At 73.5% G+C, this 25,682-nt stretch carries 19 protein-coding genes and 2 pseudogenes; 16 read left to right on the top strand and 5 right to left on the bottom strand.

The genetic code is table 11. From position 1 onward, the window contains the following. Positions 1-41 precede the first annotated feature (41 nt). The 5 genes from AC07FJ_RS22375 to AC07FJ_RS22355 all read left to right on the top strand — a co-directional run bounded on the left by AC07FJ_RS22375 (position 42) and on the right by AC07FJ_RS22355 (position 6,882). On the top strand, positions 42-932 hold the full coding sequence (locus tag AC07FJ_RS22375; RefSeq protein WP_468288097.1) for an FAD binding domain-containing protein: 891 nt from the start codon (positions 42-44) through the stop codon (positions 930-932). Between the two features lie 2 nt (positions 933-934). Beyond that, complete coding sequence (locus tag AC07FJ_RS22370; RefSeq protein ID WP_361429631.1) at positions 935-1,549, top strand: (2Fe-2S)-binding protein; 615 nt, start codon at positions 935-937, stop codon at positions 1,547-1,549. After that, positions 1,549-3,957 (top strand): xanthine dehydrogenase subunit D, encoded by a 2,409-nt coding sequence (gene pucD / locus AC07FJ_RS22365; protein ID WP_479051102.1) that lies wholly within the window; start codon positions 1,549-1,551, stop codon positions 3,955-3,957. Before AC07FJ_RS22370 ends, pucD begins: the two co-directional genes overlap by 1 nt. Before the next feature lie 298 nt (positions 3,958-4,255). Beyond that, a complete protein-coding gene (locus tag AC07FJ_RS22360; RefSeq protein ID WP_479051101.1) occupies positions 4,256-5,698 on the top strand; it encodes an NCS2 family permease in 1,443 nt (480 codons plus the stop codon). Positions 5,699-5,745: 47 nt separating this feature from the next. Further along, entirely contained in the window at positions 5,746-6,882 is a 1,137-nt protein-coding gene (locus AC07FJ_RS22355) for an XdhC family protein (RefSeq protein WP_361429625.1), read from the top strand. 21 nt (positions 6,883-6,903) lie between these two features. Here the strand turns inward: AC07FJ_RS22355 and eccCb are convergent. From eccCb to AC07FJ_RS22340, 3 genes and pseudogenes are all read right to left on the bottom strand, one after another. Further along, positions 6,904-8,580 (bottom strand): annotated as a pseudogene (gene eccCb / locus AC07FJ_RS22350) (type VII secretion protein EccCb); the annotation flags it as partial. Between the two features lie 336 nt (positions 8,581-8,916). Continuing rightward, a pseudogene (locus tag AC07FJ_RS22345) lies at positions 8,917-11,178 on the bottom strand (caspase, EACC1-associated type); the annotation flags it as partial. Beyond that, complete coding sequence (locus AC07FJ_RS22340) at positions 11,141-11,656, bottom strand: hypothetical protein (protein ID WP_479051100.1); 516 nt, start codon at positions 11,654-11,656, stop codon at positions 11,141-11,143. The pseudogene AC07FJ_RS22345 and the gene AC07FJ_RS22340, both read right to left, overlap by 38 nt. A gap of 289 nt (positions 11,657-11,945) precedes the next feature. On the opposite strand from AC07FJ_RS22340, the gene AC07FJ_RS22335 reads away from it, so the two are divergent. From AC07FJ_RS22335 to AC07FJ_RS22300, 8 genes are all read left to right on the top strand, one after another. Continuing rightward, positions 11,946-13,049, top strand: coding sequence for a glutamate--cysteine ligase 2 (locus AC07FJ_RS22335; RefSeq protein ID WP_479051099.1), 1,104 nt, complete (start codon positions 11,946-11,948; stop codon positions 13,047-13,049). A 128-nt stretch (positions 13,050-13,177) separates the two neighbouring features. Further along, positions 13,178-13,360 (top strand): hypothetical protein, encoded by a 183-nt coding sequence (locus AC07FJ_RS22330; protein WP_479051098.1) that lies wholly within the window; start codon positions 13,178-13,180, stop codon positions 13,358-13,360. Between the two features lie 77 nt (positions 13,361-13,437). After that, the gene (locus AC07FJ_RS22325; protein WP_479051097.1) at positions 13,438-13,611 is read left to right on the top strand and encodes a CsbD family protein; all 174 of its coding nucleotides are present in this window, start codon (positions 13,438-13,440) and stop codon (positions 13,609-13,611) included. A 255-nt stretch (positions 13,612-13,866) separates the two neighbouring features. Continuing rightward, positions 13,867-14,352, top strand: a complete 486-nt coding sequence (locus tag AC07FJ_RS22320; RefSeq protein ID WP_361429613.1) for a DUF5709 domain-containing protein — start codon at positions 13,867-13,869, stop codon at positions 14,350-14,352. Positions 14,353-14,360: 8 nt separating this feature from the next. Further along, positions 14,361-14,909: a (2Fe-2S)-binding protein gene (locus tag AC07FJ_RS22315; protein ID WP_479051096.1), complete on the top strand. Its 549-nt coding sequence runs from the start codon at positions 14,361-14,363 to the stop codon at positions 14,907-14,909. 15 nt (positions 14,910-14,924) lie between these two features. Then, positions 14,925-15,929 (top strand): FAD binding domain-containing protein, encoded by a 1,005-nt coding sequence (locus AC07FJ_RS22310; RefSeq protein ID WP_479051095.1) that lies wholly within the window; start codon positions 14,925-14,927, stop codon positions 15,927-15,929. A 121-nt stretch (positions 15,930-16,050) separates the two neighbouring features. Next, positions 16,051-18,219 (top strand): xanthine dehydrogenase family protein molybdopterin-binding subunit, encoded by a 2,169-nt coding sequence (locus tag AC07FJ_RS22305; RefSeq protein ID WP_479051094.1) that lies wholly within the window; start codon positions 16,051-16,053, stop codon positions 18,217-18,219. A 10-nt stretch (positions 18,220-18,229) separates the two neighbouring features. Then, entirely contained in the window at positions 18,230-19,162 is a 933-nt protein-coding gene (locus AC07FJ_RS22300; RefSeq protein WP_479051093.1) for a glutaminase, read from the top strand. A gap of 12 nt (positions 19,163-19,174) precedes the next feature. Here the strand turns inward: AC07FJ_RS22300 and AC07FJ_RS22295 are convergent, their stop codons facing one another. After that, on the bottom strand, positions 19,175-20,830 hold the full coding sequence (locus AC07FJ_RS22295) for an IclR family transcriptional regulator domain-containing protein (protein WP_479051092.1): 1,656 nt from the start codon (positions 20,828-20,830) through the stop codon (positions 19,175-19,177). Between the two features lie 116 nt (positions 20,831-20,946). On the opposite strand from AC07FJ_RS22295, the gene AC07FJ_RS22290 reads away from it, so the two are divergent. Beyond that, a complete protein-coding gene (locus AC07FJ_RS22290) occupies positions 20,947-22,128 on the top strand; it encodes a 4-hydroxybenzoate 3-monooxygenase (protein WP_479051091.1) in 1,182 nt (393 codons plus the stop codon). On the opposite strand, the gene AC07FJ_RS22285 is transcribed toward AC07FJ_RS22290, so the two are convergent. Further along, positions 22,104-23,444 carry an MFS transporter gene (locus tag AC07FJ_RS22285; protein WP_479051090.1) on the bottom strand — a complete coding sequence of 447 codons (1,341 nt, stop codon included), beginning with the start codon at positions 23,442-23,444 and terminating at the stop codon, positions 22,104-22,106. The genes AC07FJ_RS22290 and AC07FJ_RS22285 overlap by 25 nt on opposite strands. A 196-nt stretch (positions 23,445-23,640) precedes the next feature. Here AC07FJ_RS22285 and AC07FJ_RS22280 point away from each other — a divergent pair, with 196 nt between their 5' ends. Both AC07FJ_RS22280 and ctaD read left to right on the top strand, forming a co-directional pair. Continuing rightward, positions 23,641-23,793, top strand: coding sequence for a hypothetical protein (locus tag AC07FJ_RS22280; protein WP_479051256.1), 153 nt, complete (start codon positions 23,641-23,643; stop codon positions 23,791-23,793). 120 nt (positions 23,794-23,913) lie between these two features. Next, positions 23,914-25,626, top strand: coding sequence for an aa3-type cytochrome oxidase subunit I (ctaD, locus tag AC07FJ_RS22275; RefSeq protein ID WP_479051089.1), 1,713 nt, complete (start codon positions 23,914-23,916; stop codon positions 25,624-25,626). The last annotated feature ends 56 nt before the right edge of the window (positions 25,627-25,682 follow it).

The raw sequence follows: 25,682 nt of genomic DNA, 5'->3' as shown, positions 1-25,682 counted from the left end.
CTGGATCACGTACCACCGGATCACGTAGAAGAGAGCCACTCATGGACTTCCTTCGCCCCGCAAGCTGGGAGGAGGCGCTCGCCGCCAAGGCCGAGCACCCCACGGCCGTGCCCATCGCGGGTGGCACCGATGTCATGGTCGAAATCAACTTCGACCACCGGAGGCCGGAGTACCTGCTCGACCTCAACCGCATCGAACTGCTGAGCGAATACGAGGTCGGCGAGGAGAACGTCCGTCTGGGCGCCTCCGTGCCGTACACGCGGATCATGGAGAACCTCCGTGACGAGCTGCCGGGCCTGGCCCTGGCGTCCCACACCGTCGCCTCGCCGCAGATCCGCAACCGCGGCGGTGTCGGCGGCAACCTGGGTACCGCGTCCCCGGCCGGTGACGCCCACCCGGCGCTGCTGGCGGCGGGTGCCGAGGTGGAGGTGGAGTCCGTGCGCGGCTCCCGCTTCATCCCGATCGACGAGTTCTACACCGGTGTGAAGCGCAACGCGCTGGCCCCGGACGAGCTCATCAAGACGGTGCACATCAAGAAGGCCGACGGCCCGCAGCAGTACTCCAAGGTGGGTACCCGCAACGCCATGGTCATCGCGGTCTGCGCCTTCGGCCTGGCGCTGCACCCGGAGACCCGGACCGTGCGCACGGGCATCGGCTCCGCGGCTCCCACCCCGGTGCGGGCCAAGGCGGCCGAGGAGTTCCTGAACGCCGCGCTCGAAGAGGGCGGTTTCTGGGACAACGGCAAGATCATCACTCCCTCGATCGCCAAGCAGTTCGCGGAGCTCGCCTCCGCCGCCTGCAACCCGATCGACGACGTACGAGGCACGGCCAAGTACCGCCGTCACGCCGTCGGGATCATGGCCCGCCGCACGCTCGGCTGGACCTGGGAGCAGTACCGCGGCACCGGCCGCACCCTTGAAGGAGCTGCATAACCATGCGCGTCAATTTCACGGTCAACGGACGTCCGCAGGAAGCCGACGACGTCTGGGAGGGCGAGTCCCTCCTGTACGTCCTGCGTGAGCGCCTGGGTCTGCCCGGCTCCAAGAACGCCTGCGAGCAGGGCGAGTGCGGCTCCTGTACGGTCCGCCTCGACGGCGTCCCGGTGTGTTCGTGCCTGGTCGCCGCCGGCCAGGTCGAGGGCCGCGAGGTCGTCACCGTCGAGGGCCTCGCCGACTACGCCAAGCAGCGTGCCGAGCACAGCGGCGCGTGCGGCACCGGCGCGTGCGGCTCCGCCTCCGCCGACGGCAAGGAGGGCACCCCCCTCCAGGCCGCCCAGCAGTGGTCCGCCAAGGGCACCGACTCCCAGACCGGCGAGGGCGGCGAGCTCTCCCCGATCCAGCAGGCCTTCATCGACGCGGGCGCCGTCCAGTGCGGCTTCTGCACCCCGGGTCTGCTGGTCGCGGCTGACGAGATGCTGGAGCGCAACCCGTCGCCGTCCGACGAGGACATCCGCGAGGCGCTCTCCGGCAACCTCTGCCGCTGCACCGGTTACGAGAAGATCCTCGACGCGGTCCGCCTGGCGGCCGCTCGTCAGGGAGAGGCAGTCTGATGGCTCAGAACACCCGAGTCGCGTCCGCCCCGGCGGGCACTCCCACCAAGGTCACCCAGGGCGCCCAGACCAAGGGCGGTATCGGCGAGTCGACGCTCCGCCCCGACGGCACCCTCAAGGTCACCGGCGAGTTCGCCTACTCCTCGGACATGTGGCACGAGGACATGCTCTGGGGCCAGATCCTCCGTTCGCCCGTGGCGCACGCCGAGATCGTCTCCATCGACACCTCCGAGGCCCTCGCGCAGGCCGGCGTCTACGCCGTCTTGACCTACGACGACCTGCCCACCGAGGTGAAGAACTACGGCCTGGAGATCGAGGACACCCCCGTCCTCGCCCACGGCCGGGTGCGCCACCACGGTGAGCCGGTGGCCCTCGTGGCCGCCGACCACCCGGAGACGGCCCGCCGCGCCGCCGCGAAGATCAAGGTCGAGTACAAGGAGCTGCCCGTCGTCACCGACGAGGCCTCCGCGCTCGCGCCGGACGCCCCGCTGCTGCACCCGGGCCGGGACGACCACCACGCCGGGCACGTACCGCACCCGAACATCGTGCACCGCCAGCCGATCATCCGCGGCAACGTGGAGGAGGCGCGCAAGCGCGCCGACGTGATCGTCGAGGGCGAGTACACCTTCGGCATGCAGGACCAGGCCTTCCTCGGCCCCGAGTCCGGTCTCGCCGTGCCCGCGGAGGACGGCGGTGTCGACCTGTACGTCGCCACCCAGTGGCTGCACTCGGACCTCCGCCAGATCGCCCCGGTCCTCGGCCTGCCCGAGGAGAAGGTCCGCATGACGCTCTCCGGCGTCGGCGGCGCGTTCGGCGGTCGCGAGGACCTGTCGATGCAGATCCACGCCTGCCTGCTGGCGCTCCGCACGGGCAAGCCGGTGAAGATCGTCTACAACCGGTTCGAGTCGTTCTTCGGCCACGTCCACCGGCACCCGGCGAAGCTCTACTACGAGCACGGCGCCACCAAGGACGGCAAGCTCACGCACATGAAGTGCAAGATCGTGCTGGACGGCGGCGCCTACGCCTCCGCCTCCCCGGCCGTCGTGGGCAACGCCTCCTCGCTCTCCGTCGGCCCGTACGTCATCGACGACGTCGACATCGAGGCCATCGCGCTCTACACGAACAACCCGCCCTGCGGCGCCATGCGCGGCTTCGGCGCGGTCCAGGCGTGCTTCGCGTACGAAGCCCAGATGGACAAGCTCGCGGCGAAGCTGGGCATGGACCCGGTGGAGTTCCGCCAGCTCAACGCCATGGAGCAGGGCACGCTCATGCCGACCGGCCAGCCGGTCGACTCCCCGGCCCCGGTCGCCGAGCTCCTGCGCCGCATCAAGGCCCGTCCGCTGCCGCCGGAGCGCCAGTGGGAGACCACCGCGGGCGCCGACGTCCGCGCGCTGCCCGGCGGTCTGTCGAACACCACGCACGGCGAAGGCGTCGTCCGCGGCGTCGGCTACGCGGTCGGCATCAAGAACGTCGGCTTCTCCGAGGGCTTCGACGACTACTCCACCGCCAAGGTGCGCATGGAGGTCATCAACGGCGAGGCCGTCGCGACCGTCCACACCGCGATGGCGGAGGTCGGCCAGGGCGGCATCACCGTCCACGCCCAGATCGCCCGCACGGAGCTGGGCGTCACCCAGGTGACGATCAACCCGGCCGACACCCAGGTCGGCTCCGCCGGCTCCACCTCCGCCTCCCGCCAGACGTACATGACCGGCGGCGCGGTGAAGAACTCCTGCGAGCTCGTCCGCGAGAAGGTGCTGGAGATCGGCCGCCGCAAGTTCGGCACGTACCACCCCGCGTGGGCCACCGCCGAGCTGGTGCTGGAAGCGGGCAAGGTCGTCACCGACGGCGGCGAGGTCCTCGCCGACCTGGTGGACGTCCTGGAGGACGAGGTCGTCGAGATCGAGGCCGAGTGGCGTCACCGCCCGACCGAGGCCTTCGACCTGCGCACGGGCCAGGGCAACGGCCACGTCCAGTACTCCTTCGCCGCGCACCGCGCGGTCGTGGAGGTGGACACCGAGCTGGGCCTGGTCAAGGTCATCGAGCTGGCCTGCGCCCAGGACGTCGGCAAGGCCCTCAACCCGCTGTCCGTCGTCGGCCAGATCCAGGGTGGTACCACCCAGGGCCTGGGCGTGGCGGTCATGGAGGAGATCATCGTCGACCCGAAGACCGCGAAGGTGAAGAACCCCTCCTTCACGGACTACCTGATCCCCACCATCCTCGACACCCCGACCATCCCCGTCGACGTGCTCGAACTCGCCGACGACCACGCGCCCTACGGTCTGCGCGGTATCGGCGAGGCCCCGACCCTGTCGTCCACCCCGGCCGTCCTCGCGGCGATCCGGAACGCGACGGGCCTGGAGCTGAACAAGACGCCGGTCCGCCCCGAGCACCTCACCGGCACCCTGTAGGCCCTCGGGGCCGCAAGGCCCCGGGGCCCCGCAAGCCCTCCGGGCGGTGTGTGCCTCCCAGGAACGTCACACTTCCCAGCCCGCACCGCCCGGAGTAGCAACCGCACCGCTCGCGGTTCCCCCCACGCTTCACCCCCCACCCATCCCCCGACCCCCCCACCGACGAAGTACCCCCCACGCAGAACCCCGTTCGTCTCGGGCCGTCCCCCGGGTCGTGCAGCCAACGCACCATCCCAAATCCCGCAGCTTTATGCCCCTGTGCATGCGGGTGCCCCTTTGAACCTTGGGAGTAGGCACCATGACCCAGTCGTCAGTGGAGCCGAAGACCGTCGCCGAAGACGCGGGCTCCGGCTCTCGCGTCCCCGCCGGACGGTCTTGGCTCGACCGGTACTTTCACATCACCCACAGAGGATCCACGGTCGCGCGTGAGGTGCGCGGCGGCATCACCACCTTCATGGCGATGGCCTACATCCTCCTGCTCAACCCTCTGCTGCTCGGCGGCGAGGATTCGCTCGGCGACAAGCTGAGCCAGCCCGCGCTGATCACGGCCACCGCCCTCGCAGCAGCGGTCACCACTCTGGCGATGGGTTTCATCGGCAAGGTCCCGCTCGCCCTCGCGGCGGGCCTGAGCGTCGCGGGCGTCATCTCCACCCAGGTCGCCCCCGAAATGACCTGGCCCCAGGCCATGGGCATGTGCGTCGTCTACGGCGCCGTGATCTGTCTGCTGGTGGTCACCGGCGTCCGTGAAGTCATCATGAACGCCATACCGCTGGCGCTGAAGCACGGCATCACGATGGGCATCGGCCTCTTCATCGCGATGATCGGCTTCGTCAACGCCGGCTTCGTCGGCAAGGGCGAGGGCGGCGGTCCCGTCACCCTCGGTGTCGGAGGCTCCCTGACCGGCTGGCCCGTCGCGCTCTTCGCCTTCACGCTCCTGCTGATCTTCGCGCTCCAGGCCCGCAAGATCCCCGGAGCCATCCTGCTCGGCATCGTCGTCGGCACGGTCATCTCCGTCATCGGCACCGCGACCGGCCTCATCGATGAGAAGGCGTGGGGCGGCAAGGCGCCGATCCTGCACGGCAGCCCGGTCTCCATGCCGGACTTCTCGCTCTTCGGCCAGGTCAGCTTCGGCGGCTGGGACAAGCTGGGCTACGCGGCCGTCAGCATGATCGTCTTCACCCTGGTGCTGGCCGGCTTCTTCGACGCCATGGCGACCATCATCGCCGTCGGCCAGGAGGCCAAGCTCGCCGACGCCCAGGGCAAGATGCCGGGCCTCAACAAGGCGCTGTTCATCGACGGCGCGGGCGGCATCATCGGCGGTGGCACCGGTGCCTCCGGCCAGACGGTCTTCATCGAGTCCGCCACCGGCGTCGGTGAGGGCGCCCGTACGGGCCTGTCCGCCTCGGTCACCGGTCTCTTCTTCGCCGCGTGCCTGTTCTTCACCCCGCTCACCCAGCTGGTGCCCGGCCAGGTCGCCTCCGCCGCCCTGGTCGTCATCGGCGCGATGATGCTGCAGAACGCCCGGCACGTGGACTGGACCGACTGGTCCGTCGCCGTCCCGGTCTTCCTCACGGTCGTGCTGATGCCCTTCACCTACACCATCACCACGGGTGTCGGCGCCGGCGTCATCGCGTACTGCGTCATCAAGGCCGCTCAGGGCAAGTGGCGCGAGCCCAGCATCCTGATGTGGGTGCTCTCGGCAGTGTTCATCTTCTACTTCGCCATGGGTACCGGACACTGACAAAAGGCCGGGCCCTCCACACAGAAGCTCTCTCGAAGGAGGCCGACATGCTGGACATCGCCGAGGAACTCACCCGGTGGGTCGAGCAGGGACGCGACTTCGCCGTGGCCACCGTGGTGGCCGTCGGCGGCAGCGCGCCCCGGCAGCCGGGCGCCGCTCTCGCCGTCGACAGCGAGGGCACCGCGATCGGCTCGGTCTCCGGCGGATGTGTGGAGGGCGCGGTCTACGAACTGTGCCGGCAGGCGCTGGCGGACGGCGAGACCGTCCTGGAGCGCTTCGGCTACAGCGACGAGGACGCCTTCGCGGTCGGCCTGACCTGCGGCGGCATCATCGACATCCTCGTCACCCCGGTTCGCGGCGGGGTCTACCCCGCCGCGCTGGCGGCCGCCGCCGGAGGGGAGGCGGCGGCCCTCGCCAGGATCACGGAGGGACCGGCGGAGCTGCTCGGTACGGCTCTGCTGGTCCACCCGGACGGCTCGTACGAGGGCCGCCTCGGCGGCCACCCCGAGCTGGACCGCACGGCCGCGGGCGAGGCCCGCGCCATGCTCGACGCCGGCCGCACCGGCACGCTCGTCATCGGCGAGGACGGCTCCCGCTGCGGGCAGCCGCTCACGCTGCTGGTCGAGTCCAGCGTGCCCGCACCCCGCATGATCGTCTTCGGCGCCATCGACTTCGCGTCGGCGCTGGTACGGGTCGGCAAGTTCCTCGGCTACCACGTCACCGTGTGCGACGCCCGCCCCGTCTTCGCCACCCCCGCCCGCTTCCCGGAGGCGGACGAGGTGGTCGTCGAGTGGCCCCACACGTACCTGGAGTCCACCGAGGTGGACGGCCGCACCGTGCTGTGCGTGCTCACCCACGACGCCAAGTTCGACGTGCCCCTGCTCGAACTGGCCCTGAAGCTTCCCGTCGCGTACGTCGGCGCGATGGGCTCCCGCCGCACCCACGAGGACCGCAACAAGCGGCTGCGCGAGGTCGGCGTCACCGAGCTCGAACTCGCCCGCCTGCGCTCCCCGATCGGCCTGGACCTCGGCGCCCGTACGCCCGAGGAGACGGCCCTGTCGATCGGCGCGGAGATCGTCGCCGCCCGGCGCGGCGGCAGCGGCGTCTCCCTCACCGGCGCCCACACCCCGATCCACCACGACGGCCCCGACGCCCCGGCGGGCCGCATCGGCTCCGTGGCCTGAGAGCCCGTCGCCTGAGCCCCCTCAAGGCCCCCCGGAGGCCCCCGCCCGGCCGGCCGCGTCCCGCGGAGGCACGTACGCCAGCTGCACCCGCCGGGACGCGCCGCGCCGGTCGGTCATCGTGCAGCGGCCCGGGCGGTCGCCGGAGAGCGTGATCTCCTGGGCGCCCTGCTCCCGCACGCCCTGCGTGAGCGGCTCGTACATCGCCCGTGAGGCCCGTACCGAACTGCGGCACAGCACCAGACGCAGTCCGAGGTCCCGGCCGAACGGCAGGAACTCCAGCAGCGGGTGGAGCGGGTTGCCCGAGGCGGTGGCGACCAGCTCGTAGTTGTCCACCAGGACGAAGAGGTCGGGGCCCGTGTACCAGCTGCGGTTGCGCAGCTGCTCCGCCGTGACGTCCACGCCCGGCATCCGCTCCCGGAGGACCGCCGCAAGCTCGGCCACCGCCTCCTTGAGCTGGGCGCCGCTCGCGCAGTAGTGCGTGCGGTCGGCGGGCAGGTCGTGCAGCAGCGAACGCCGGTAGTCGGCGACGACCAGGCCCGCCTGCCGCTCCGCGTACCGCGAGGTGATCTGCTGGGCGATCAGCCGCAGCAGGGAGGACTTGCCGAACTCGCTGTCCCCGACGACGAGGAGGTACGGGTCCGACTCGAAGTCGATGGTCACCGTCGACAGGCTCGCCTCGTCTATGCCGATGGTGATCTCCCGACCGGGGTCGTCCTCCCGCTCCCGCCCCAGCTCCTCCAGCGGCAGCAGCGCCGGCAGCACCCGCACCGGCGGCGCCGGCGGGCCCGCCCAGGCCTCCCCGATCGCGGTGACCAGCTGCGTGGTGGCGGCCTCTGCCGGCGCGTCCGGGCCGTCCGGGCCCCCGCTCAGGCGCGGTACGGCGGCCAGGAAGTGGTACCCGCCGGGACTCAGGCCGCGGCCGGGTACGCCGACCGGGACGGCCTCCGCCTTGCCCCGGTCGATCTCCGACTCCTTGGGATCGGCGAGCCGCAGCTCGACCGCGGGGCCGAGCCGGTCGCGCAGGGCGGGGCGTACGTCGGCGTAGCGCGGGGTCGCGAGCATCAGGTGGACGCCGTGGGCGGGGCCGCGCGCGGCCAGGTCCACGATGGTGTCCTCCAGCTGCTCGTAGTCGCTCTTGAAGCCCGACCAGCCGTCGATGACCAGGAAGACGTCGCCCCACTTGTGCTCGGCCCACTCGCCGGCACCACGGGTCCCGCGGTACTCCTCCATGGAGCCGATCCCGTGGGCGCGGAAGAACTCCTGGCGCTCGGCGAGGACGCCGGCGACCTCGGCGACCGTACGGCGCACGTGCTCCCCGTCGAGCCGGGACGCCCGGCCGCCCAGGTGGGGCAGGCCGTCCAGCAGGCGCAGGGAGCCGCCGCCGAAGTCGAGGACGTAGAACTGCACCTCGCGCGGCGTGTGGACGAGGGCGAGCCCGCAGACCAGTGTGCGCAGCAGCGTCGACTTCCCGGACTGCGGCCCGCCGACCACGAGCGCGTGGCCCGTCCCGCTCGCGAAGTCCGCGTACCGCACCTCGCGGCGCTGCTCCTCCGGCTTGTCGAGCAGCGCCATGGGGACGGAGAGCGCCGGCCCCTGGCGGCCGTCGGCGGTGCGCTGCGGGTGCAGTCCGCGCTCCGCGTCGGTGACCAGGGGCGGCAGCAGGTCGGCCAGGACCGGGGGCGTGTCCAGCGGCGGCAGCCACACCTCGTGCGCGGGCGGTTCCTGGCCGCGCAGCCGCCGTACGGCGACGTCGAGCAGCGAGTCCTTCGACGGGCCGGCCGCGCCGGAGACGTACGCCCCCTTGAAGCGGACGAGCGTGTTCGTGCCGGACCGCAGGTAGCCGAGGCCCGGGTCGCTCGGCAGGTGGTACGCGTCCGCCACGCCGATCGCGGCGCGCGACTCGGCCGCCGAGGAGGCGCGCAGGCCGATGCGGTACGAGAGGAAGGGGTCGAGGCCGCGGAGCCTGGCCTCCTCCAGGCGCTGCGAGGCGAGCAGCAGGTGGATGCCGAGCGACCGGCCGAGCCGGCCGATCCGCACCAGCAGGTCCAGGAAGTCGGGCTTCGTGACCAGGTCACCGAACTCGTCCACCACGAGCACCAGCGACGGCAGCGGGGCGAGGGGGGCGCCGTCGGCGCGTGCCTTCTCGTACGCGGCGAGGTGCGGGAAGTTCCCCGCGTCGCGCAGCAGGTCCTGGCGGCGGTGCAGCTCGCCGGTGAGCGCCTCGCGCAGCCGGTCCACGAGGGCGGGGTCGTCCGCCAGGCCGCTGACGACGGCCGAGACGTGCGGCAGGTCCGCCAGGTCGGCGAACCCCGTGCCGTCCTTGGCGTCCGCGAGGAGGAGGTTGACCGTCTCGGAGGAGTGGGTGACGGCGAGCGCCAGCACCAGGGCCCGCAGCAGCTCCGTCTTGCCGGAGCCGGTCGCCCCGACGCACAGGCCGTGCGGGCCCATGCCGCCCTGGGAGGCGTCCTTGAGGTCGAGGTGGACGGGCCCGCCGTTGTCGTCCAGACCGAGCGGCACCCGCAGCCGCTCCTCCGCCCGGCGCCGGGGGCGGGCGCCGCCCTCCAGGCCCAGCAGTGCGGCGTAGGCGGTGACCGGGTCGGGCCGTGTGGTGGGGTCGCCGCCCCCTTGGGCGCCGCCGAGCCAGCGCTCGCGCATCCGCAGCGTCGTGTCGGCCAGGGCCCGCCGGGCCTCCGCCGTACTGGTCGCCTCCTCCAGCCGGGGCACGGCCACGCGGAAGCGCCGGCGCCGGGCCAGCGCCCAGCCCACGCCGATGCTGGAGGCGAGACCGGCGTCGACGTACGACTCGGAGGGATCCTCCAGGGCGAGCTCGACCCGGGTGCCGAGCAGCCCCAGCAGACCCGAGCCGAAGTCGCTCCACCGGCGGGCGGAGACCAGGAGGTGGACGCCGTAGTTCAGCCCGGTGTTGACCAGGCGGTGGATGGTGGCGGCGAAGGCGGGGTTCTCCCAGTGGAAGTCCAGCCAGCCGTCGATCACCACGAAGATGTCGCTGCCGCTGCCGTCCGGCAGCTCACCGGCGGCGCGCAGCTCGCGGAACTCCTCGACGGAGTCGATGCCCCGGTCCCGGAACAGCGCGCGCCGCGCGGCGACCGCGTCCTGCACGGCCGAGAGGACCTGCTCGACCGCGCTGTGCTCGTGCGGCGCGGCCACCATCCGCACGTGCGGCATGGACCGCAGCACCCCGAGCCGGTTGACGGCCCCCTCCAGGAGGTAGAACTCCACCTCGTGCGGGGTGTGGGTGAGGGCCAGGGACATCGCGATCACGCGCAGCAGGGTCGTCTTGCCACTGCCCAGCCTGCCGACCACCGCGGCGTTGCCCTCCCGCCCGGCCAGGTCCAGGAACATCGGCTCCCCGCCCGAGGTGGCCTCGGTGCGCCCGATGGGCACCAGAAGCCGGGACGCGCCCTCCCAGGAGTCGCAGATGAACCCCCGGTCCGGGGTGTCCACCGGCGGCGGGAGCAGCGCGCCGAGCAGCAGCTCGTCGGCCTTCGCGGTGCGGGCGGCGAAAGGCCCCGCCGCGGCGTCGATGACCGGGGCGTACGCGAGCGGCACGTGCCCCTCGTACTGGCCCGACTTGGTGGGCGTCTGCTCCGGGCCCCCCTGGTTGACCACCGCGTCGTGGACGTACGTGTACAGCTCGTCGGGCGTGATCACGCCGTCGCGGTCCAGGTCGGCCAGGCCCGTGCCGAGCCCTTCGTTGACCGCCGCCGTGAACCGGGAGCCCGGGCGGGCGTTGTCGAGGGTGAGCTGGTCGCCCTCGTACGCGTACTCCAGCGCCGTGGAGGCGGTGATCACGAAGGTGCCGCGGCCCGCCAGGGCCGACTCGACGTCGACGGGGGCGGGCGACATGGGGGTGCCGCGGTGGAAGAGGCCGCTGTAGCAGCAGTCCAGCAGCACGATCTTGGCACGGGCCTCGCACTCGTCGAGGAGGTGGTGGACGAGGTCGGCGCGGACGGCGGTGGTGTGCGGGCGGCCGAGGTCGGTGCCGATGGTGGCGAAGAAGAGCCGGCCCGTGTCGTTGCGGACGCCGTGGCAGGAGAGGTAGAGCAGCACCAGGTCGTCGGGGGCGCGGTGGGCGAGCAGCGCCTCCATCTCGCCCTCGATCTCCTCCTTGGGGCGGTTGGAGAGCGTGCGGACGAAGTCGAAGCGGCCCACCGCCGGGTCCCTGAGCAGCGCCTCGAGCTCGCCGGCGCCGCGCGCGGGGGAGCGCAGCTGGTTCAGACCCGGGTCGACGTACCCGTCAGTCGCGACCAGCAGCGCGATCCTGCGTCCCGCCATCGCCGTCCCCCGTGCCGTTTCCCGTGCGGTCCGCGCCAGTGCGGTCCGTCCCCGTGCCGTCCGTGCCCGCGCCGGCCGCGCTCGTGCCGTCCGTCCCCGTGCCGTCCGTGCCCGCCGCGATCCGGGCCGCCACCACCTCGACGAGCGCCGCCTGGTCCTTGGCGGACAGCGCCTCGAAGGTGCCCTTGTGGCCGTCGAACTCCCACGCGACGGAGCGCGCCTTGGAACGCTGGACGTACGCCACCAGCACATTGCTCACCGCCTTCACGGCGGCGGCCGAGAAGGCCCCGCTGATGACCAGGACCCCGAGCTCGTACCCCGCCGAGGCCATGGACCCGCCCGGGGCCGGGGCCGGCTTGCGCCGGACCTGGAAGTGCCCGAGCGCGCGCAAGTCCTGGTGGAGGGAGGTGACCTGACGGTCAATCTGCTCGGCGGAGGCCGAGGGTCCGGCATCCACCCTCAGTTCCATCTCGTACATTCCGCCTCCCTGGGCCCCGAGGTCACGTCGCTCGGAGTCGATCGTATAGCGGGACGGTGACAGTGCGTCAGTGCTTCGCCACGGATGGGCGCCGACCGGGGCCAGGGCCCGGGCCAGGGCCCGGGGCAGGATCCGGGCAGGACCCGAGCAGGCCCCCGGGTCCGGGTTCAAGCCGGGTTCGACGGGAACTCGCCAGATCCCGGTGGGGGGCGGTGCGCGGCCTGCCCGGACCCGGGATGATGGGCGTCCCGCGTGGTCCCCGCCGGATGCGATGGAAAGGTGGTTTCCGTTGCGCACTGTCGGAGTGGAAGAGGAACTCCTGCTGGTGGATCCGTACAGCGGCGAGCCACGGGCGCTGTCCATGGCCGTGCTGGCCCTCGCCGCGAAGGAGAGCCGGGAGGGCAGGGAGCACGCCTTCCAGAAGGAACTGCAGGGGCAGCAGTTGGAGTTCGCCACGCACCCGTGCTCCGGCATGCGTGAGCTGCACGCCGAGGTGGAGCGCTGGCGCGCCGAGGCGGCCCGCCACGCGGCCAGGGCGGGCGGCGCCGTCGCGGCCCTGGCGACCTCGCCGCTGCCCGCCGGGCCCGCCTTCACCGAGGGCGAGCGCTACCGCTGGATGCAGAAGAACTTCGGTCTCACCGCCCAGGAGCAGCTCACCTGCGGTTGCCACGTCCACGTGTCGGTCGAGTCCGACGAGGAGGGCGTCGCCGTCCTCGACCGCATCAGGCCCTGGCTGCACGTGCTGCTGGCGCTGAGCGCCAACTCGCCCTTCTGGCAGGGCCACGACAGCGGGTACAGCAGCTACCGCAACCGCGTCTGGGGCCGCTGGCCCTCGGCCGGCCCGGTCGAGCTCTTCGGCTCCGCCGACCGCTACCACCAGCAGGTCCGGGACCTCCTCGGCACGGGGGTCCTGCACGACGAAGGCATGATCTACTTCGACGCCCGGCTGTCCCGCGCCTACCCGACCGTCGAGGTCAGGGCCCCGGACGTCTGCCTGGACGCGTCCACCACCGCGCTGATCGCCACCCTCGCCCGCGCTCTGGTCGACACCGCGGCCCACGAGTGGCGCGCGGGCCTGCCCCCGGCCCGCCACACCGTCAGCCTGCTGCGCGCCGCGTCGTGGCGGGCGAGCCGCTCCGGTGTGGACGGCGAGCTGCTCCACCCCGTGACCATGCGGCCCGCACCCGCCGAGCAGGTCGTGCACGCGCTGCTCGCCCACGTCGAGGAGGCGCTGGAGGTCAACGGTGACCTGCCCGACGCCCGCAAGGGCATCGCCGAACTGCTCGCCCACGGCAACGGCGCGCGCGTCCAGCGCGAGCTGCTGCGCCGCACCGGCAGCCTGCGCGACGTCGTCCTCGCGTGCGTACGCCGTACCCAGGAGCACGTGTACTGAGGCCGCGTCCCGCGGAGCGAACGGGGTGGCATGATCCGCGGAACTCCGGGCAGGCGGCGGGGGGCCCGGCCGGGTCACGCCCCGGCCGCCGCACCGCTGCCCTGTCCCCGGTCCCAGGAGAACCGCTCATGAGCACCCATCCCTCCCGCCTCGACTCCCCGATATACGACCAGCTGGTCGAGGAGCACGGAGACGTGATCAAGGAGGCGAGGAGACTGGCCGAGCTCACCCACCGGCAGGCCGATCGGATGCTCAGGTGGGACACGCCGTCGCTGGGCTTCGCGGAGTGGGAGGACGCGGAGCGGACCTGATGCGCCGGGTTTGTCCGAGTTTGCGCCGGGCACAAGTTTTGTCGTCGGGGGACGGCTCGGTAGTGAGGAGTGCGACCGTGACCAGGAACAAGAAGACGCCCGGCAAGATCGAGCAGGTGAAGGGCGCGGTCAGGGAGACCCTCGGCCGCGCGTCCGGCGACGAGCGGACGACCGCGAAGGGGCGTTCGGAGCGGACCAAGGGCGATCTGCGCCAGATGGGCAAGAAGGCCAAGGACATGTTCAAGCGCTGAACAGCGGCGGGCGGGCGGCGCCCGACGACGACGGGCCCGGCGGATCCTTCCACCGGGCCCGCCGCCATGCCGGCCGCCCCCCGGCCCCACCGCCATGCCGGGGCCTCCACCCCGGGCCCCGGCCCGCCGCCGTGCAGCCCGCCGCGCCGCTTCGTCCGGAATGCCGGGAGGTGTGACCTGTTCCAGTCTGGATACGCGATCAGGCGTAGCGCCTGACGTACGGATCAGGCCGGATGAGGACAGGGGAGCCACGCCATGGGAACCGAAGAATCGATGGGGGACGAGGTCTACCAGCCCGTCGCCGAGGACCGGGAGGACACGGGCATCCTCGACCCCGAGGACACCCTGTCGGACCGCGAGGCCGACCCGTACGACGAAGGCTGGTCCCCGCCCGAGCGGCCGCTGGCCGTCGACCACACCGGCACCACGGCCCGCGAGCAGCGCGAGCGCGAGAGCCTGGACCAGCGGCTGGCCGAGGAGGTTCCGGATCCGGCGCTGCAGCCGGAGGACCCCGCCACCGCGTCCAACGGGATAGGGGACCTGCCCGGCGGGGACGGCGAGCCCTACGACGACCAGGTGGGGCGCGAGCGCTCCGGCCGGCTCGTCGCGCCGGACGAAGGCGCCCACCCCGACACCGAGAAGGACGTCGTCGCCCGCGACGTCGGCATCGCCGGTGCCGCGGCCTCCGCCGAGGAAGCCGCCATGCACACCGTCCCCGACGAGGGCGACGAGGTCTACTGATGCCGGCCGTGCCGTCCCCGAAAGCCCCCACCCACTCGCGCGTCACCCTGACGGTGAACGGCGCGCCGCACACCCTCGCCGTCGACCACCGCACGACGCTGCTCGACCTGCTGCGCGAGCGCCTTGGTCTGACCGGCGCGAAGAAGGGCTGCGACCACGGCCAGTGCGGCGCCTGCACCGTGCTCGTCGACGGCCGGCGGGCCAACAGCTGCCTGCTGCTGGCCGTCGCCCAGGACGGCCGCGACGTCACCACCGTGGAGGGCCTGGCCGCCGACGGCGACGGCGAGCCGCACCCGCTGCAGCGCGCCTTCCTCGACCGGGACGCCTTCCAGTGCGGCTACTGCACCCCCGGCCAGCTCTGCTCGGCGGCCGGCGTCCTCGACGAGGCCGCCGCCGGCCACCCCTCGTACGCGACCGACCCCGCCGCCCCGCCGGCGCAGGGCCCGGTCCGCCTCACGGCCGACGAGATCCGCGAGCGGCTGAGCGGCAACCTCTGCCGCTGCGGCGCGTACCCGAACATCGTCGCCGCCGTCGAGGACGTCAGCAGCAGCACGTGAGGACGTGATCCGCGGATGAAGCCCTACGCGTACGTACGCGCCACCAGCGTCGAGGAGGCGACCGCCGCCCACGCCGGGAACCCCGGCGCCCGCTACCTCGCGGGCGGCACCAACCTCGTCGACCTGATGAAGCACGGCGTCGAGCGCCCCGACACCCTCGTCGACGTCAGCCGGCTCCCGCTGGACACCGTCGAGGAGCTCCCGGACGGCGGGCTGCGCGTCGGCGCGACCGTACGCAACAGCGACCTCGCCGCCCACCCCCTGGTGCGCACCCGCTACCCGGCCCTTTCGCAGGCGCTGCTCGCGGGCGCGTCGGGGCAGCTGCGGAACGTCGCCACCACCGGCGGCAACCTCCTGCAGCGCACCCGGTGCCCGTACTTCCAGGACACCTCCAAGCCCTGCAACAAGCGCGAACCGGGCACCGGCTGCGCCGCCCGCGACGGCGTCCACCGCGACCACGCCGTGCTGGGCCACTCGCCGCACTGCATCGCCACGCACCCCTCCGACATGGCCGTCGCGCTCGCCGCGCTCGACGCCACCGTCGAGCTGCGCGGCCCCGACGGCGGGCGGACCGTACCGGCGGCCGAGTTCCACCGCCTGCCCGGCGACCACCCGGAACGGGACACCGTGATCCGCCCGGGCGAGCTGATCACCTCCGTCGCGCTCCCGGCGTCGACGGCCGGACTGCCGTCCGCGTACCACAAGGCCCGCGACCGGGCGTCCTTCGCCTTCGCGCTCGCCTCCGTCGCGGCCGTCCTGGACGTGGACGACAGGGGGCTCGTACGCCATGTGGGGCTCGCCTTCGGCGGCCTCGCGCACCGCCCGTGGCGCGCCCGCCTCGCCGAGGCCGCGCTCCTCGGCCACCCGCCGAACGCCGCGAACATCGGCCACGCGGTCAACGCCGAACTGGCCCTCGCCGAGCCGCTCGGCGACAACGCCTTCAAGGTGCCGCTGGCCCGCAACCTCGCCCGCCGCGCCCTGGCGGAGCTCGCCGAGGCCCGGGAGCTCGCCCACCGCTGACCGCGACCGCCGACCGTCGCCCTTGACCGCCACCGGCCGCGACCGCCGCCACCGACCGCCGACACCGACCACCACCACGGACGGACGAACCCGACCCGCCGACCGGATCCGGAGAGCCGCGATGCGCCCCACCCAGACCACCTCCGGCGCCGCCGCCGCATCGACGACCGCCCCCGCGGGCGGAGGACTCGGCGCCCCCGCCGAGCGCCTCGAAGGCCGGGACAAGGTCACCGGCACCGCGCGGTACGCCACCGAGCTCGCGCACACCCCGCCCGACTGCGCGTACGCCTGGCCCGTCCCCGCCACCATCGCCCGCGGCCGCGTCACCACCGTCGACACCACCGCGGCCCTCGCCACGCCCGGCGCCCTCGCCGTCCTGACGCCGTGGACCGCGCCCCGGGTCGCCGAGCCGGACGACCCGGCCCTCGCCGTGCTGCAGAACGACCGCGTGCCGCACCGCGGCTGGTACGTCGCCCTCGCCGTCGCCGAGTCCCTGGAGGCCGCCCGCGCCACCGCCGAGGCCGTCCGGGTCACGTACGCCGCCGAGCCGCACGACGTCACCCTCCGCCCCGACCACCCGGATGCGTACGAGCCCGACGAGGCCAACGGCGGCAGCGCCGCCCGCCGCGTGCGCGGCGACGCCGAGGGGGCCTGGGCGGCCGCGCCCGTACGCGTCGACGCCACCTACCGGATACCGCCGCTGCACAACCACCCCATGGAGCCCCACGCCGCCTACGCCCGCTGGGACGGCGCCGACGGCTCCGGCCACCTGACGGTGTACGACTCCAGCCAGGGCGCGGGGCCCGTGCGCGCCGTCCTGGCAGGGATGTTCGGCATCCCGGAAGAACGGATCACGGTCGGCTCCGAGCACGTCGGCGGCGGCTTCGGCTCCAAGGGCACGCCCCGCCCGCACGTCGTGCTCGCCGTCATGGCCGCCCGGCACACCGGCCGCCCCGTGAAACTGGCGCTGCCCCGCAAGGACCTGCCGACGACCGTCGGGCACCGCGCGCCCACCGTCCAGCGCGTCCGGCTCGCCGCCGACCGCGACGGCACGCTGATCGCCGTGGCCCACGAGGTCACCACGCAGACCTCGCGCGTCACCGAGTTCGTCGAGCAGGCGGCCGTCCCCGCGCGGGTCATGTACGCCTCGCCGCACAGCCTCACCGGCCACCGGGTCGTGCCCCTCGACGTGCCGTCGCCGTCCTGGATGCGCGCCCCGGGTGAGGCGTCCGGCATGTACGCGCTCGAGTCGGCCATGGACGAGCTGGCCGACGCCCTCGGCCTCGACCCCGTCGAGCTGCGCGTTCGCAACGACCCCGCCACCGAACCCGACAGCGGCCTGCCCTTCTCCAGCCGCAACCTCGTCGCCTGCCTGCGTGAGGGCGCCCGCCGCTTCGGCTGGCACGACCGCGACCCGCGCCCGGCGGCCCGCCGCGGCGGCCCGAAAGGGCGGTGGCTGACCGGCACCGGCGTGGCCGCCGCGACCTACCCCGTGCTGCTCTCGCCGTCCACGGCCACCGCGACCGCCCTGCCCGACGGCACCTACGCCGTCCACGTCAACGCCACCGACATCGGCACCGGAGCCCGGACCGTCCTCGCCCAGATCGCCGCCGACGCCCTCTCCACCGACCTCGGCTCCGTCCGCATCGGCATCGGCAGCACCCGCCTCCCGCGCGCCCCCCTCGCCGGAGGCTCGTCCGGAACCGCCTCCTGGGGCTCGGCCGTGCACCAGGCCTGTACGCGGCTGGCCGAGCGGCTCGCCCGCCACGAGGGCCCGCTGCCCGCGGGCGGCCTGACCTCCACCGCCGACACCACCGAGGAGGCCGAGCGCACGCCGCCGTTCGCCCGGCACGCCTTCGGCGCCCACTTCGCCGAGGTCGCGGTCGACACCGCCACCGGCGAGGTCCGGGTGCGGCGGCTGCTCGGCGTGTACGCCGCCGGGCGGATCCTCAACCCGCGCACGGCCCGCTCCCAGTTCATCGGCGGCATGGTCATGGGGCTCGGCATGGCGCTGACCGAGCACTCCACCGTGGACCCGGCCTTCGGCGACTTCGCCGAGCGCGACCTGGCCGCGTACCACGTACCGAGCCACGCCGACGTGCCGGACGTCGAGGCTCACTGGGTGGACGAGGAGGACCCCCACCTCAACCCGATGGGCAGCAAGGGCATCGGCGAGATCGGCATCGTCGGCACCCCCGCCGCCATCGGCAACGCCGTCCACCACGCCACGGGCGTCCGCTTCCGCGAGCTGCCCCTCACCCCGGACCGGGTGCTCCCGCTCCTGTCCTAGCCCGTACTGTGTGGGCGTGTCACCGCGCTTCGCCTCCGTCCTCGACCGCATCGCCGCCGAGATCGCCGCCCTCCCCGACCGGGACCGCGGCCGCCCCGCCGACTACATCCCCGCGCTCGCCGAGGCCGACCCGGGCCGCTTCGGGATGGCCGTCGCCGAGCTCGACGGCACGGTGTACGGCGTCGGGGACTGGCGCACGCCCTTCTCGGCGCAGTCCATCACCAAGGTCTTCACCCTCGCCCTGGTGCTGTCGGCGGACGGCGAGGCGCTGTGGGAGCGGGTCGGCCGCGAGCCGTCCGGCAACCCGTTCAACTCGCTGGTGCAGCTGGAGTACGAGAACGGCATCCCGCGCAATCCGTTCATCAACGCCGGCGCCCTCGTCACCACCGACCGCCTCCAGGCCCTGACCGGCGGCGACGCCTCCGGCGCGCTGCGGGACCTCCTGCGCGCCGAGAGCGGCAACCCCGGGCTGGACTTCGACGAGAAGGTCGCCGCCTCCGAAGCGGCGCACGGCGACCGCAACGCCGCCCTCGCGCACTTCATGGCCTCGTACGGCAACATCACCAACCCGGTCCCGGATCTCTTGGAGCAGTACTTCCGCCAGTGCTCCGTCGAGGCGTCCTGCGCCGACCTGGCGCTCGCCGCCGGGTTCCTCGCCCGCCACGGCATACGGGCCGACGGCTCGACGCTGCTGACCCGCAGCCAGGCCAAGCAGATCAACGCCGTGATGCTGACCTGCGGCACGTACGACGCCGCCGGGGACTTCGCCCACCGGGTCGGCCTGCCCGGCAAGAGCGGTGTCGGCGGCGGCATCATCGCGGTCGTGCCCGGCCACTGCACCCTGTGCGTCTGGTCCCCGGGCCTGGACCGGCGCGGCAACTCGGTGGCGGGCGTGGCCGCCCTGGACCGGTTCACCACCCTGACCGGCCTGTCCGTCTTCTGAGCCCCCGCGGACTCACTCCCACGGGACGCGCGTGAAGCGCCCCACCACCGCCAGGTCCGCCTCGATCCGGTCCGCCGCCGCCCGCAGCTCGGGCAGCACCTGCGCGACGCACTCCTCGGCGCTGCGCCGCACGCTGTGCATGGCGACGTTCGCCGCCGCGACCACCGTCCCGGCCCGGTCGCGTACGGGGACGGCGATGGACCGCAGACCCTCCTCCAGCTCCTCGTCGACGAGCGCGTAGCCCCGGGCGGCGACCCCGTCCAGGACCGCGGCGAGCTCGGCCGGGTCCGTGACGGTGTACGGGGTCAGGGCGGTGAGCTCCGCCCGGGCGAGCCGCTCCCGGCGCTCGTCGCCCGGCAGCCCCGCCAGCATCACGCGGCCCATCGAGGTCGCGTACGCCGGGAAGCGCGTACCGACGGTGATGTTGACGCTCATGATGCGGCTGGTGGCGACGCGCGCCGTGTACCGGATGTCGTCGCCGTCGAGCACGGCCAGCGACGCCGAGTCGTGCACGCGCGTGGCGAGCGCCGCGAGGTGCGGCGCGGCGATGGCGGGCAGCGTCGTGCGGGACAGCGGGGGATACCCGAGGCCCAGCACGCGCGGTGTCAGCCGGAACGTCCGCTCGTGCGCCGTGACGTAACCGAGGTGCTCCAGCGTGATCAGGGCCCGCCGGGCGGTCGCCCGGGCCAGGCCCGTCGCCTCGGCCACGGCGCTGAGCGTCAGCGCGTCGCGGCCCTCGCCGAAGGCGGTCAGCACGGTCAGGCCCCGGGCGAGGGACTCGATGAAGCCGCGGCCCAGCTCCTGCTTGGAGCCGCCCGTCCAGGCGGCGAGCGCGTCCGGGCGGGGCCCCGGACGCGGCGGCGCCTCACGCAGGGCGCGCTCCATGCCGTCCACCGCCGCGCGCAGCCGGGGGAGCGTGGCGTCGCGCAGCGAGGAGGCGCTGTGCCGGCTGGTGTGGCTCACCGCGCTGAGCGCGCACGCCACGCCGCCGTCGGGGGCCCGCACCGGCACGGTGACCGCGACCAGGCCCGGCTCGATGAGCTGGTCGTCCAGCGCCCACCCCTGCTCGCGGGCCCGCGCCACCCGCTCCTCGAAGTCCACTTCTCGGTGGCGCGGCGGTACGGCGGGAAAGCCCCGGTCCTCCGGGTCGGCGGCGCGGCGCTCGCGCCACCGGGCCCACTCCGCCGCCGTCCACTCGGCGGCGAACAACGGCCCGGGGCCGGTGCGTTCGGCGGGCAGCAGGTCGCCGATGCGGAAGCTCAGGGACATGGCGCGGCGCCGGGTCGCCTGGTGGACGAAGCGGATGCCGTCGCCGTCGCCCACCGCCAGCGAGACCGACTCGTCCAGCGCGTCGGCGAGCGCGTCCGCGTGCGCCCCCAGCAGGTCGGGCAGCCGGATCGCGGCGAGGTAGGCGTTGCCGAGCTCCATCAGGCGCGGGGCGAGCGTCGCGTCGCGGCCGTCGAGGCGTACGTACCCCATGCGCGCCAGCGTGGCCGCGACCCGGTCGACGGTGGCGCGGGCGAGGCCGGTGGCGCGCTCCAGCTCGCTGAGGCTGAGCCTGCCGGAGGCGTCGGTGAGCCCGCGCAGGACGGCGATACCGCGCATCAGGGGGGCGACGGCCTCGGGCGGCGGGCCCGGAGGGGGCTCAGAGGGGCTGGTGGAAGGCATCGGCTCTCCGTCGTACTCAGGGCGGTGACGCGGGCGTTGACAGCGTCGGGCGGCGGGCGCACACTCGGCGCACCCGATTCCGTGAAGTTTACTTCACCACGCGAACAGGAGAGCGCATGCACACCACCGTCGGGATCATCGGCGGCGGCCCGGCCGGGCTGCTGCTCGCCCGGCTGCTCCACCGCGCCGGTGTCGCCAGCGTCGTGCTGGAGCGCCGCGACCGCGCGTACGTCGAGCGCCGCCAGCGCGCCGGGATCCTGGAGCAGGGCACCGTCGACGTGCTGCGCGCCGCCGGCGCCGGGGCGCGCCTCGACCGTGAGGGTCTGGTCCACGACGGTATCGAGCTGCGCTTCGACGGGCGCGCCCACCGCGTCGACCTCCCCGCGCTCACCGGCGGGCGCAGGGTGACGGTGTACGCCCAGACCGAGGTCGTCAAGGACCTCATCGCCCTCCAGCTCGCCGAGGGAGGCCCGCTGCTCTTCGAGGCCGAGGTCCACGCCGTCGACGGCGCCGGCACCGACCGGCCCGCCGTCCGCTACAGCCACGAGGGCCGGGAGCAGGCCCTCACCTGCGACTACGTCGTCGGCTGCGACGGCTTCCACGGCGTCACCCGCGCCGCCGTACCCGAGCACCTGCGCACCACGTACGAGCGGACCTATCCCTACTCCTGGCTCGGCATCCTCGCCGAGGCCCCGCCCGTCTACGACGAGCTGATCTACGCCCACTCCGCGCGCGGCTTCGCCCTCGCGAGCATGCGCACCCCGGCCGTCAGCCGCCTCTACCTCCAGGTCCCGAACGGCACCGACCCCGCCGACTGGCCCGACGAGCGCGTCTGGGACGAGCTGGACGCCCGCTTCGCGCTCGACGCGGAGCCGGACTGGCGGCTGGAGCGCGGTCCGGTGACGCAGAAGGCGGTGCTGCCGATGCGCAGCTGGGTCACCGAACCGATGCGTCACGGGCGGCTCTTCCTCGCCGGGGACGCCGCGCACATCGTGCCGCCGACCGGCGCCAAGGGCCTCAACCTCGCCGTCGCCGACGTGGTGGTGCTCGCCCGCGCCCTCGCCCACCGGGTGGACACGGGCTCGGAGGAGCTCCTGGAGGCGTACTCCGCCACCTGTCTGCGCCGGGTGTGGCGGGCGGAGCACTTCTCGTACGCCATGACGACGACGCTGCACGCCGACCCGGCCCAGTCGCCGTTCGACACGCGCCTCCAGCTCGCGCAGCTCGACCGGATCGCCGCGTCGCCGCACGCCGCCGCCGAACTGGCCGACAACTACACCGGTTTGCCGATGGGCTGAGCGGGCCCGGTCCGCGGGGCGCGCGCGGCGAGCGGGACGCACGCGATGGCGGCGGCGCCCACCAGCCCGGCCACGGCGAACGCGGTGAAGCCCCAGCTGTCGTGGCCGCTCGCCGCCAGCACCCCGCCCAGCCACGGGCCGAACACCGCGCCCGTACGCCCCACGCCCGTCACCCAGCCGAGGCCCGCGGCGCGCTCGCTGTCGCGGTAGAGCGTGTTGACGGCGGCGTACACCATGACCTGCGCGCTGAAGAGGACGACACCGGTGCCCGCGACCACCACGTACGTCCACCCGAGCGGCAGCTGCGACCTCAGCAGGAGCGCCCCGGCCGCCGTGAGCACGAACCAGACCGCCGAGACCCGCACCGGGCCGAACCGGTCGGCGGTGCGGCCCGCGACGAGCAGGCCGACGATGCCGCCCGCGTTGATGACCAGCAGGAAGCTGACGGAGGAGCCGACCCCGTAACCGGAGGCGCGCATCATCTGCGGCAGCCACGTCGACACCCCGTACACCAGCAGCAGTCCGCAGAAGGCCGCCAGCCACAGCAGCGGCGTCGCCCACCGCGACTCCGGCCGGAACAGCGCCCGGACGGCCTCCAGGCGCCCCTTCGCCCCGGCCGCCGGTGCCTCCACGGGGGTCGGCCGCGCGAGCCCGTACCGGTCCGCGACCGCGTCCGCCCGCTCCCGCTCGCCCCGCGCGAGGAGCACCCCGGGCGACTCCGGCAGCAGCCTCAGCAGCAGCGGTACGGCGATGACGGCGGGCACCGCGCCCGCCCAGAACACCCAGCGCCACCCGAAGGCGGGCGCCAGCGTCAGCCCGAGGCCCGTCGCCGCCATGCCGCCCGCGTGGTACGAGGTCATCAGCAGCCCCGTCGTCAGGGCGGCCCGGCGCGGCGGCGCGAACTCCATCACCATCGCCAGGCACAGCGGCATCAGCCCGCCGAGCCCGAGGCCCGACACGAACCGCCCGAAGCCGAAGGAGGCCGGGCTGCCGGCGAGGGCGCAGAGCGCCGAGCCGAACGAGAAGAGCGTGATGCTGGCGACCAGCAGGGGCCTGCGCCCGAGCCAGTCGGTGACGTTCCCGGCGGCGAGCGCGCCGACGAGCATGCCGAAGGTGGTCCAGCTGCCGATGGTGCCCGCGCTCGCCTTCGTGAGGCCGAGGTCCGCGTCGTCGAGCATGTGCGGCATGACTGCGCCGTAGATGTTGACGTCCATCCCGTCGAAGAAGACGGCCAGCCAGCACAGGGCCAGCACCGGGAAGACGGTGCGGAAGGTGCGGGGCGGGCGGAGCCCGGGGGTGGTGCGGGAAGAGGTCATGACCGTCCCTGGGGAGCTCGTTCGCGTGGTGAAATCGCCTTCACTCACGTGGGCGCGAAAAGTCTCGGCGCGCGGCCCACGGCTGTCAACGCTTCGGCCGTCCACCGGGCGGACGTGCAGCACAGAGGGGAAGGTGGAAGGACGCGCACCACCGCCCACGGACGCGCACCACCGCCACGGACCCCCAGGGAGCCCCATGAACCGCCCCGACGGTCCGGCGCTCTGCCTCGTCACCGGCGCCACCGGCTACATCGGCGGCCGGCTCGTCCCCGAGCTGCTGGCCGCCGACCCGATCGCCGGCCTCGCCGACGGCCTCGCCCGGTTCCGGCGGGCGCGGGGCAGGGACTGAGCGACCGCGTACGCGGCCCGCGCGACTCCGCCCCGGCCGCTGCCCAAAACGAGTGACGTGGCCACGGCCGCGCGAGCCCAAACCGTCCGCGCAGCGCTGCACTGCGTAGCGTTGCGGCCCATGGTGACTTCGACCGAGCCCGTCGCCCCGGCACCGGTCTCCTCCTCCGCCTGGCGCCGCCGGGGCCGCGCCCTCGTGGGGTGGCTGACCACGACGGACCACAAGAGGATCGGGCACCTGTACCTGGTCACCTCGTTCGGCTTCTTCCTCTTCGCCGGGGCGCTGGCCCTGGTGATCCGCGCCGAACTGGCCCGCCCCGGCATGCAGCTGGTGACCAACGAGCAGTACAACCAGGCGTTCACGCTCCACGGGACCGTGATGCTGCTGCTCTTCGCCACCCCCACCTTCGCCGGGTTCGCCAACGCCATCATGCCGCTGCAGATCGGCTCGCCCGACGTGGCGTTCCCGCGCCTGAACATGCTGTCGTACTGGCTGTTCCTCTTCGGCGGCCTCATGGTCGTCGGCTCCCTGCTGACCAACAACGGCGCCGCCGACTTCGGCTGGACCGCCTACGCCCCGCTCAACCGGAAGGAGCACACCGCGCAGATCGGCGCCGACCTGTGGATCATGGGCCTGGCGCTCTCCGGGTTCGGCACCATCCTCGGCGCGGTCAACTTCGTCACCACGATCATCGGGATGCGGGCCCCCGGGATGACGATGTTCCGGATGCCGATCTTCACCTGGAACGTCCTGCTGACCTCGGTCCTCGTGCTGCTCGCCTTCCCCGTGCTCGCCGCCGCGCTCCTCGCCCTGGAGTCGGACCGCGCCTTCGGCTCCCACATCTTCGACCCGCGCAACGGCGGCGCGCTGCTGTGGCAGCACCTGTTCTGGTTCTTCGGACACCCCGAGGTGTACATCCTCGCCCTGCCGTTCTTCGGCGTGGTCACCGAAGTCCTGCCGGTCTTCTCGCGCAAGCCCCTCTTCGGCTACATCGGGCTCATCGGCGCCACCATCGCCATCACCGGGCTGTCGGTCGTGGTGTGGGCGCACCACATGTTCGCCACCGGCGCGGTGCTCCTGCCCTTCTTCTCGCTGCTCAGCTTCCTCATCGCGGTGCCGACCGGCGTGAAGTTCTTCAACTGGATCGGCACCACCTGGAAGGGCTCCATCAGCTTCGAGACCCCGATGCTGTGGGCCGTCGGCTTCCTCGTCACCTTCCTCTTCGGGGGGCTCACCGGCGTCGTCCTCGCCTCGCCGCCGATGGACTTCCACGTCACCGACACGTACTTCGTCGTCGGCCACTTCCACTACGTGCTCTTCGGGACGATCGTCTTCGCGATGTTCTCGGGGTTCCACTTCTGGTGGCCCAAGATGACCGGGCGCATGCTCGACGAACGGCTCGGCAAGATCCACTTCTGGACGCTGTTCACGGGCTTCCACCTGACGTTCCTGGTCCAGCACTGGCTGGGCGCCGAGGGCATGCCACGCCGGTACGCCGACTACCTCGCCGCCGACGGCTTCACCGCGCTCAACATGGTGTCGACCATGGGCTCGTTCCTGCTGGGCCTGTCGACGTTCCCGTTCCTCTACAACGTGTGGAAGACCGCCCGCCACGGCGAACGGGTCGACGTCGACGACCCCTGGGGCTACGGCCGCTCCCTGGAGTGGGCCACCTCCTGCCCGCCGCCGCGCCACAACTTCACCACCATGCCCCGCATCCGCTCCGAGTCGCCCGCCTTCGACCTGCACCACCCCGCGATCGTCGAGCGGGAGCGCGAGGAGACCCTCGGCCGCCGCCGCGACGTGGTGGAGCCGGGGCCGGGCGAGCAGTAGGCCGGGCGAGCAGGAGGTCCACGGGCGGGGCCGCCCGCCGGGGCGTGCGGACCCGG

The sequence above is a fragment of the Streptomyces sp. NPDC045998 genome (assembly GCF_056430285.1).
Note: the sequence above shows the minus strand (reverse complement) of the source record. Positions and strands in the feature narration are given on the sequence as shown.

Bases quoted from the DNA above. Each gene is read 5' to 3' on its own strand.
- AC07FJ_RS22375 (WP_468288097.1), top strand. From the start codon at position 42: ATGGACTTCCTTCGCCCCGCAAGCTGGGAGGAGGCGCTCGCCGCCAAG.
- AC07FJ_RS22370 (WP_361429631.1), top strand. From the start codon at position 935: ATGCGCGTCAATTTCACGGTCAACGGACGTCCGCAGGAAGCCGACGAC.
- pucD (WP_479051102.1), top strand. From the start codon at position 1,549: ATGGCTCAGAACACCCGAGTCGCGTCCGCCCCGGCGGGCACTCCCACC.
- AC07FJ_RS22360 (WP_479051101.1), top strand. From the start codon at position 4,256: ATGACCCAGTCGTCAGTGGAGCCGAAGACCGTCGCCGAAGACGCGGGC.
- AC07FJ_RS22355 (WP_361429625.1), top strand. From the start codon at position 5,746: ATGCTGGACATCGCCGAGGAACTCACCCGGTGGGTCGAGCAGGGACGC.
- AC07FJ_RS22340 (WP_479051100.1), bottom strand. From the start codon at position 11,656: ATGTACGAGATGGAACTGAGGGTGGATGCCGGACCCTCGGCCTCCGCC.
- AC07FJ_RS22330 (WP_479051098.1), top strand. From the start codon at position 13,178: ATGAGCACCCATCCCTCCCGCCTCGACTCCCCGATATACGACCAGCTG.
- AC07FJ_RS22320 (WP_361429613.1), top strand. From the start codon at position 13,867: ATGGGAACCGAAGAATCGATGGGGGACGAGGTCTACCAGCCCGTCGCC.
- AC07FJ_RS22310 (WP_479051095.1), top strand. From the start codon at position 14,925: ATGAAGCCCTACGCGTACGTACGCGCCACCAGCGTCGAGGAGGCGACC.
- AC07FJ_RS22305 (WP_479051094.1), top strand. From the start codon at position 16,051: ATGCGCCCCACCCAGACCACCTCCGGCGCCGCCGCCGCATCGACGACC.
- AC07FJ_RS22295 (WP_479051092.1), bottom strand. From the start codon at position 20,830: ATGCCTTCCACCAGCCCCTCTGAGCCCCCTCCGGGCCCGCCGCCCGAG.
- AC07FJ_RS22290 (WP_479051091.1), top strand. From the start codon at position 20,947: ATGCACACCACCGTCGGGATCATCGGCGGCGGCCCGGCCGGGCTGCTG.
- AC07FJ_RS22285 (WP_479051090.1), bottom strand. From the start codon at position 23,444: ATGACCTCTTCCCGCACCACCCCCGGGCTCCGCCCGCCCCGCACCTTC.
- AC07FJ_RS22280 (WP_479051256.1), top strand. From the start codon at position 23,641: ATGAACCGCCCCGACGGTCCGGCGCTCTGCCTCGTCACCGGCGCCACC.
- ctaD (WP_479051089.1), top strand. From the start codon at position 23,914: ATGGTGACTTCGACCGAGCCCGTCGCCCCGGCACCGGTCTCCTCCTCC.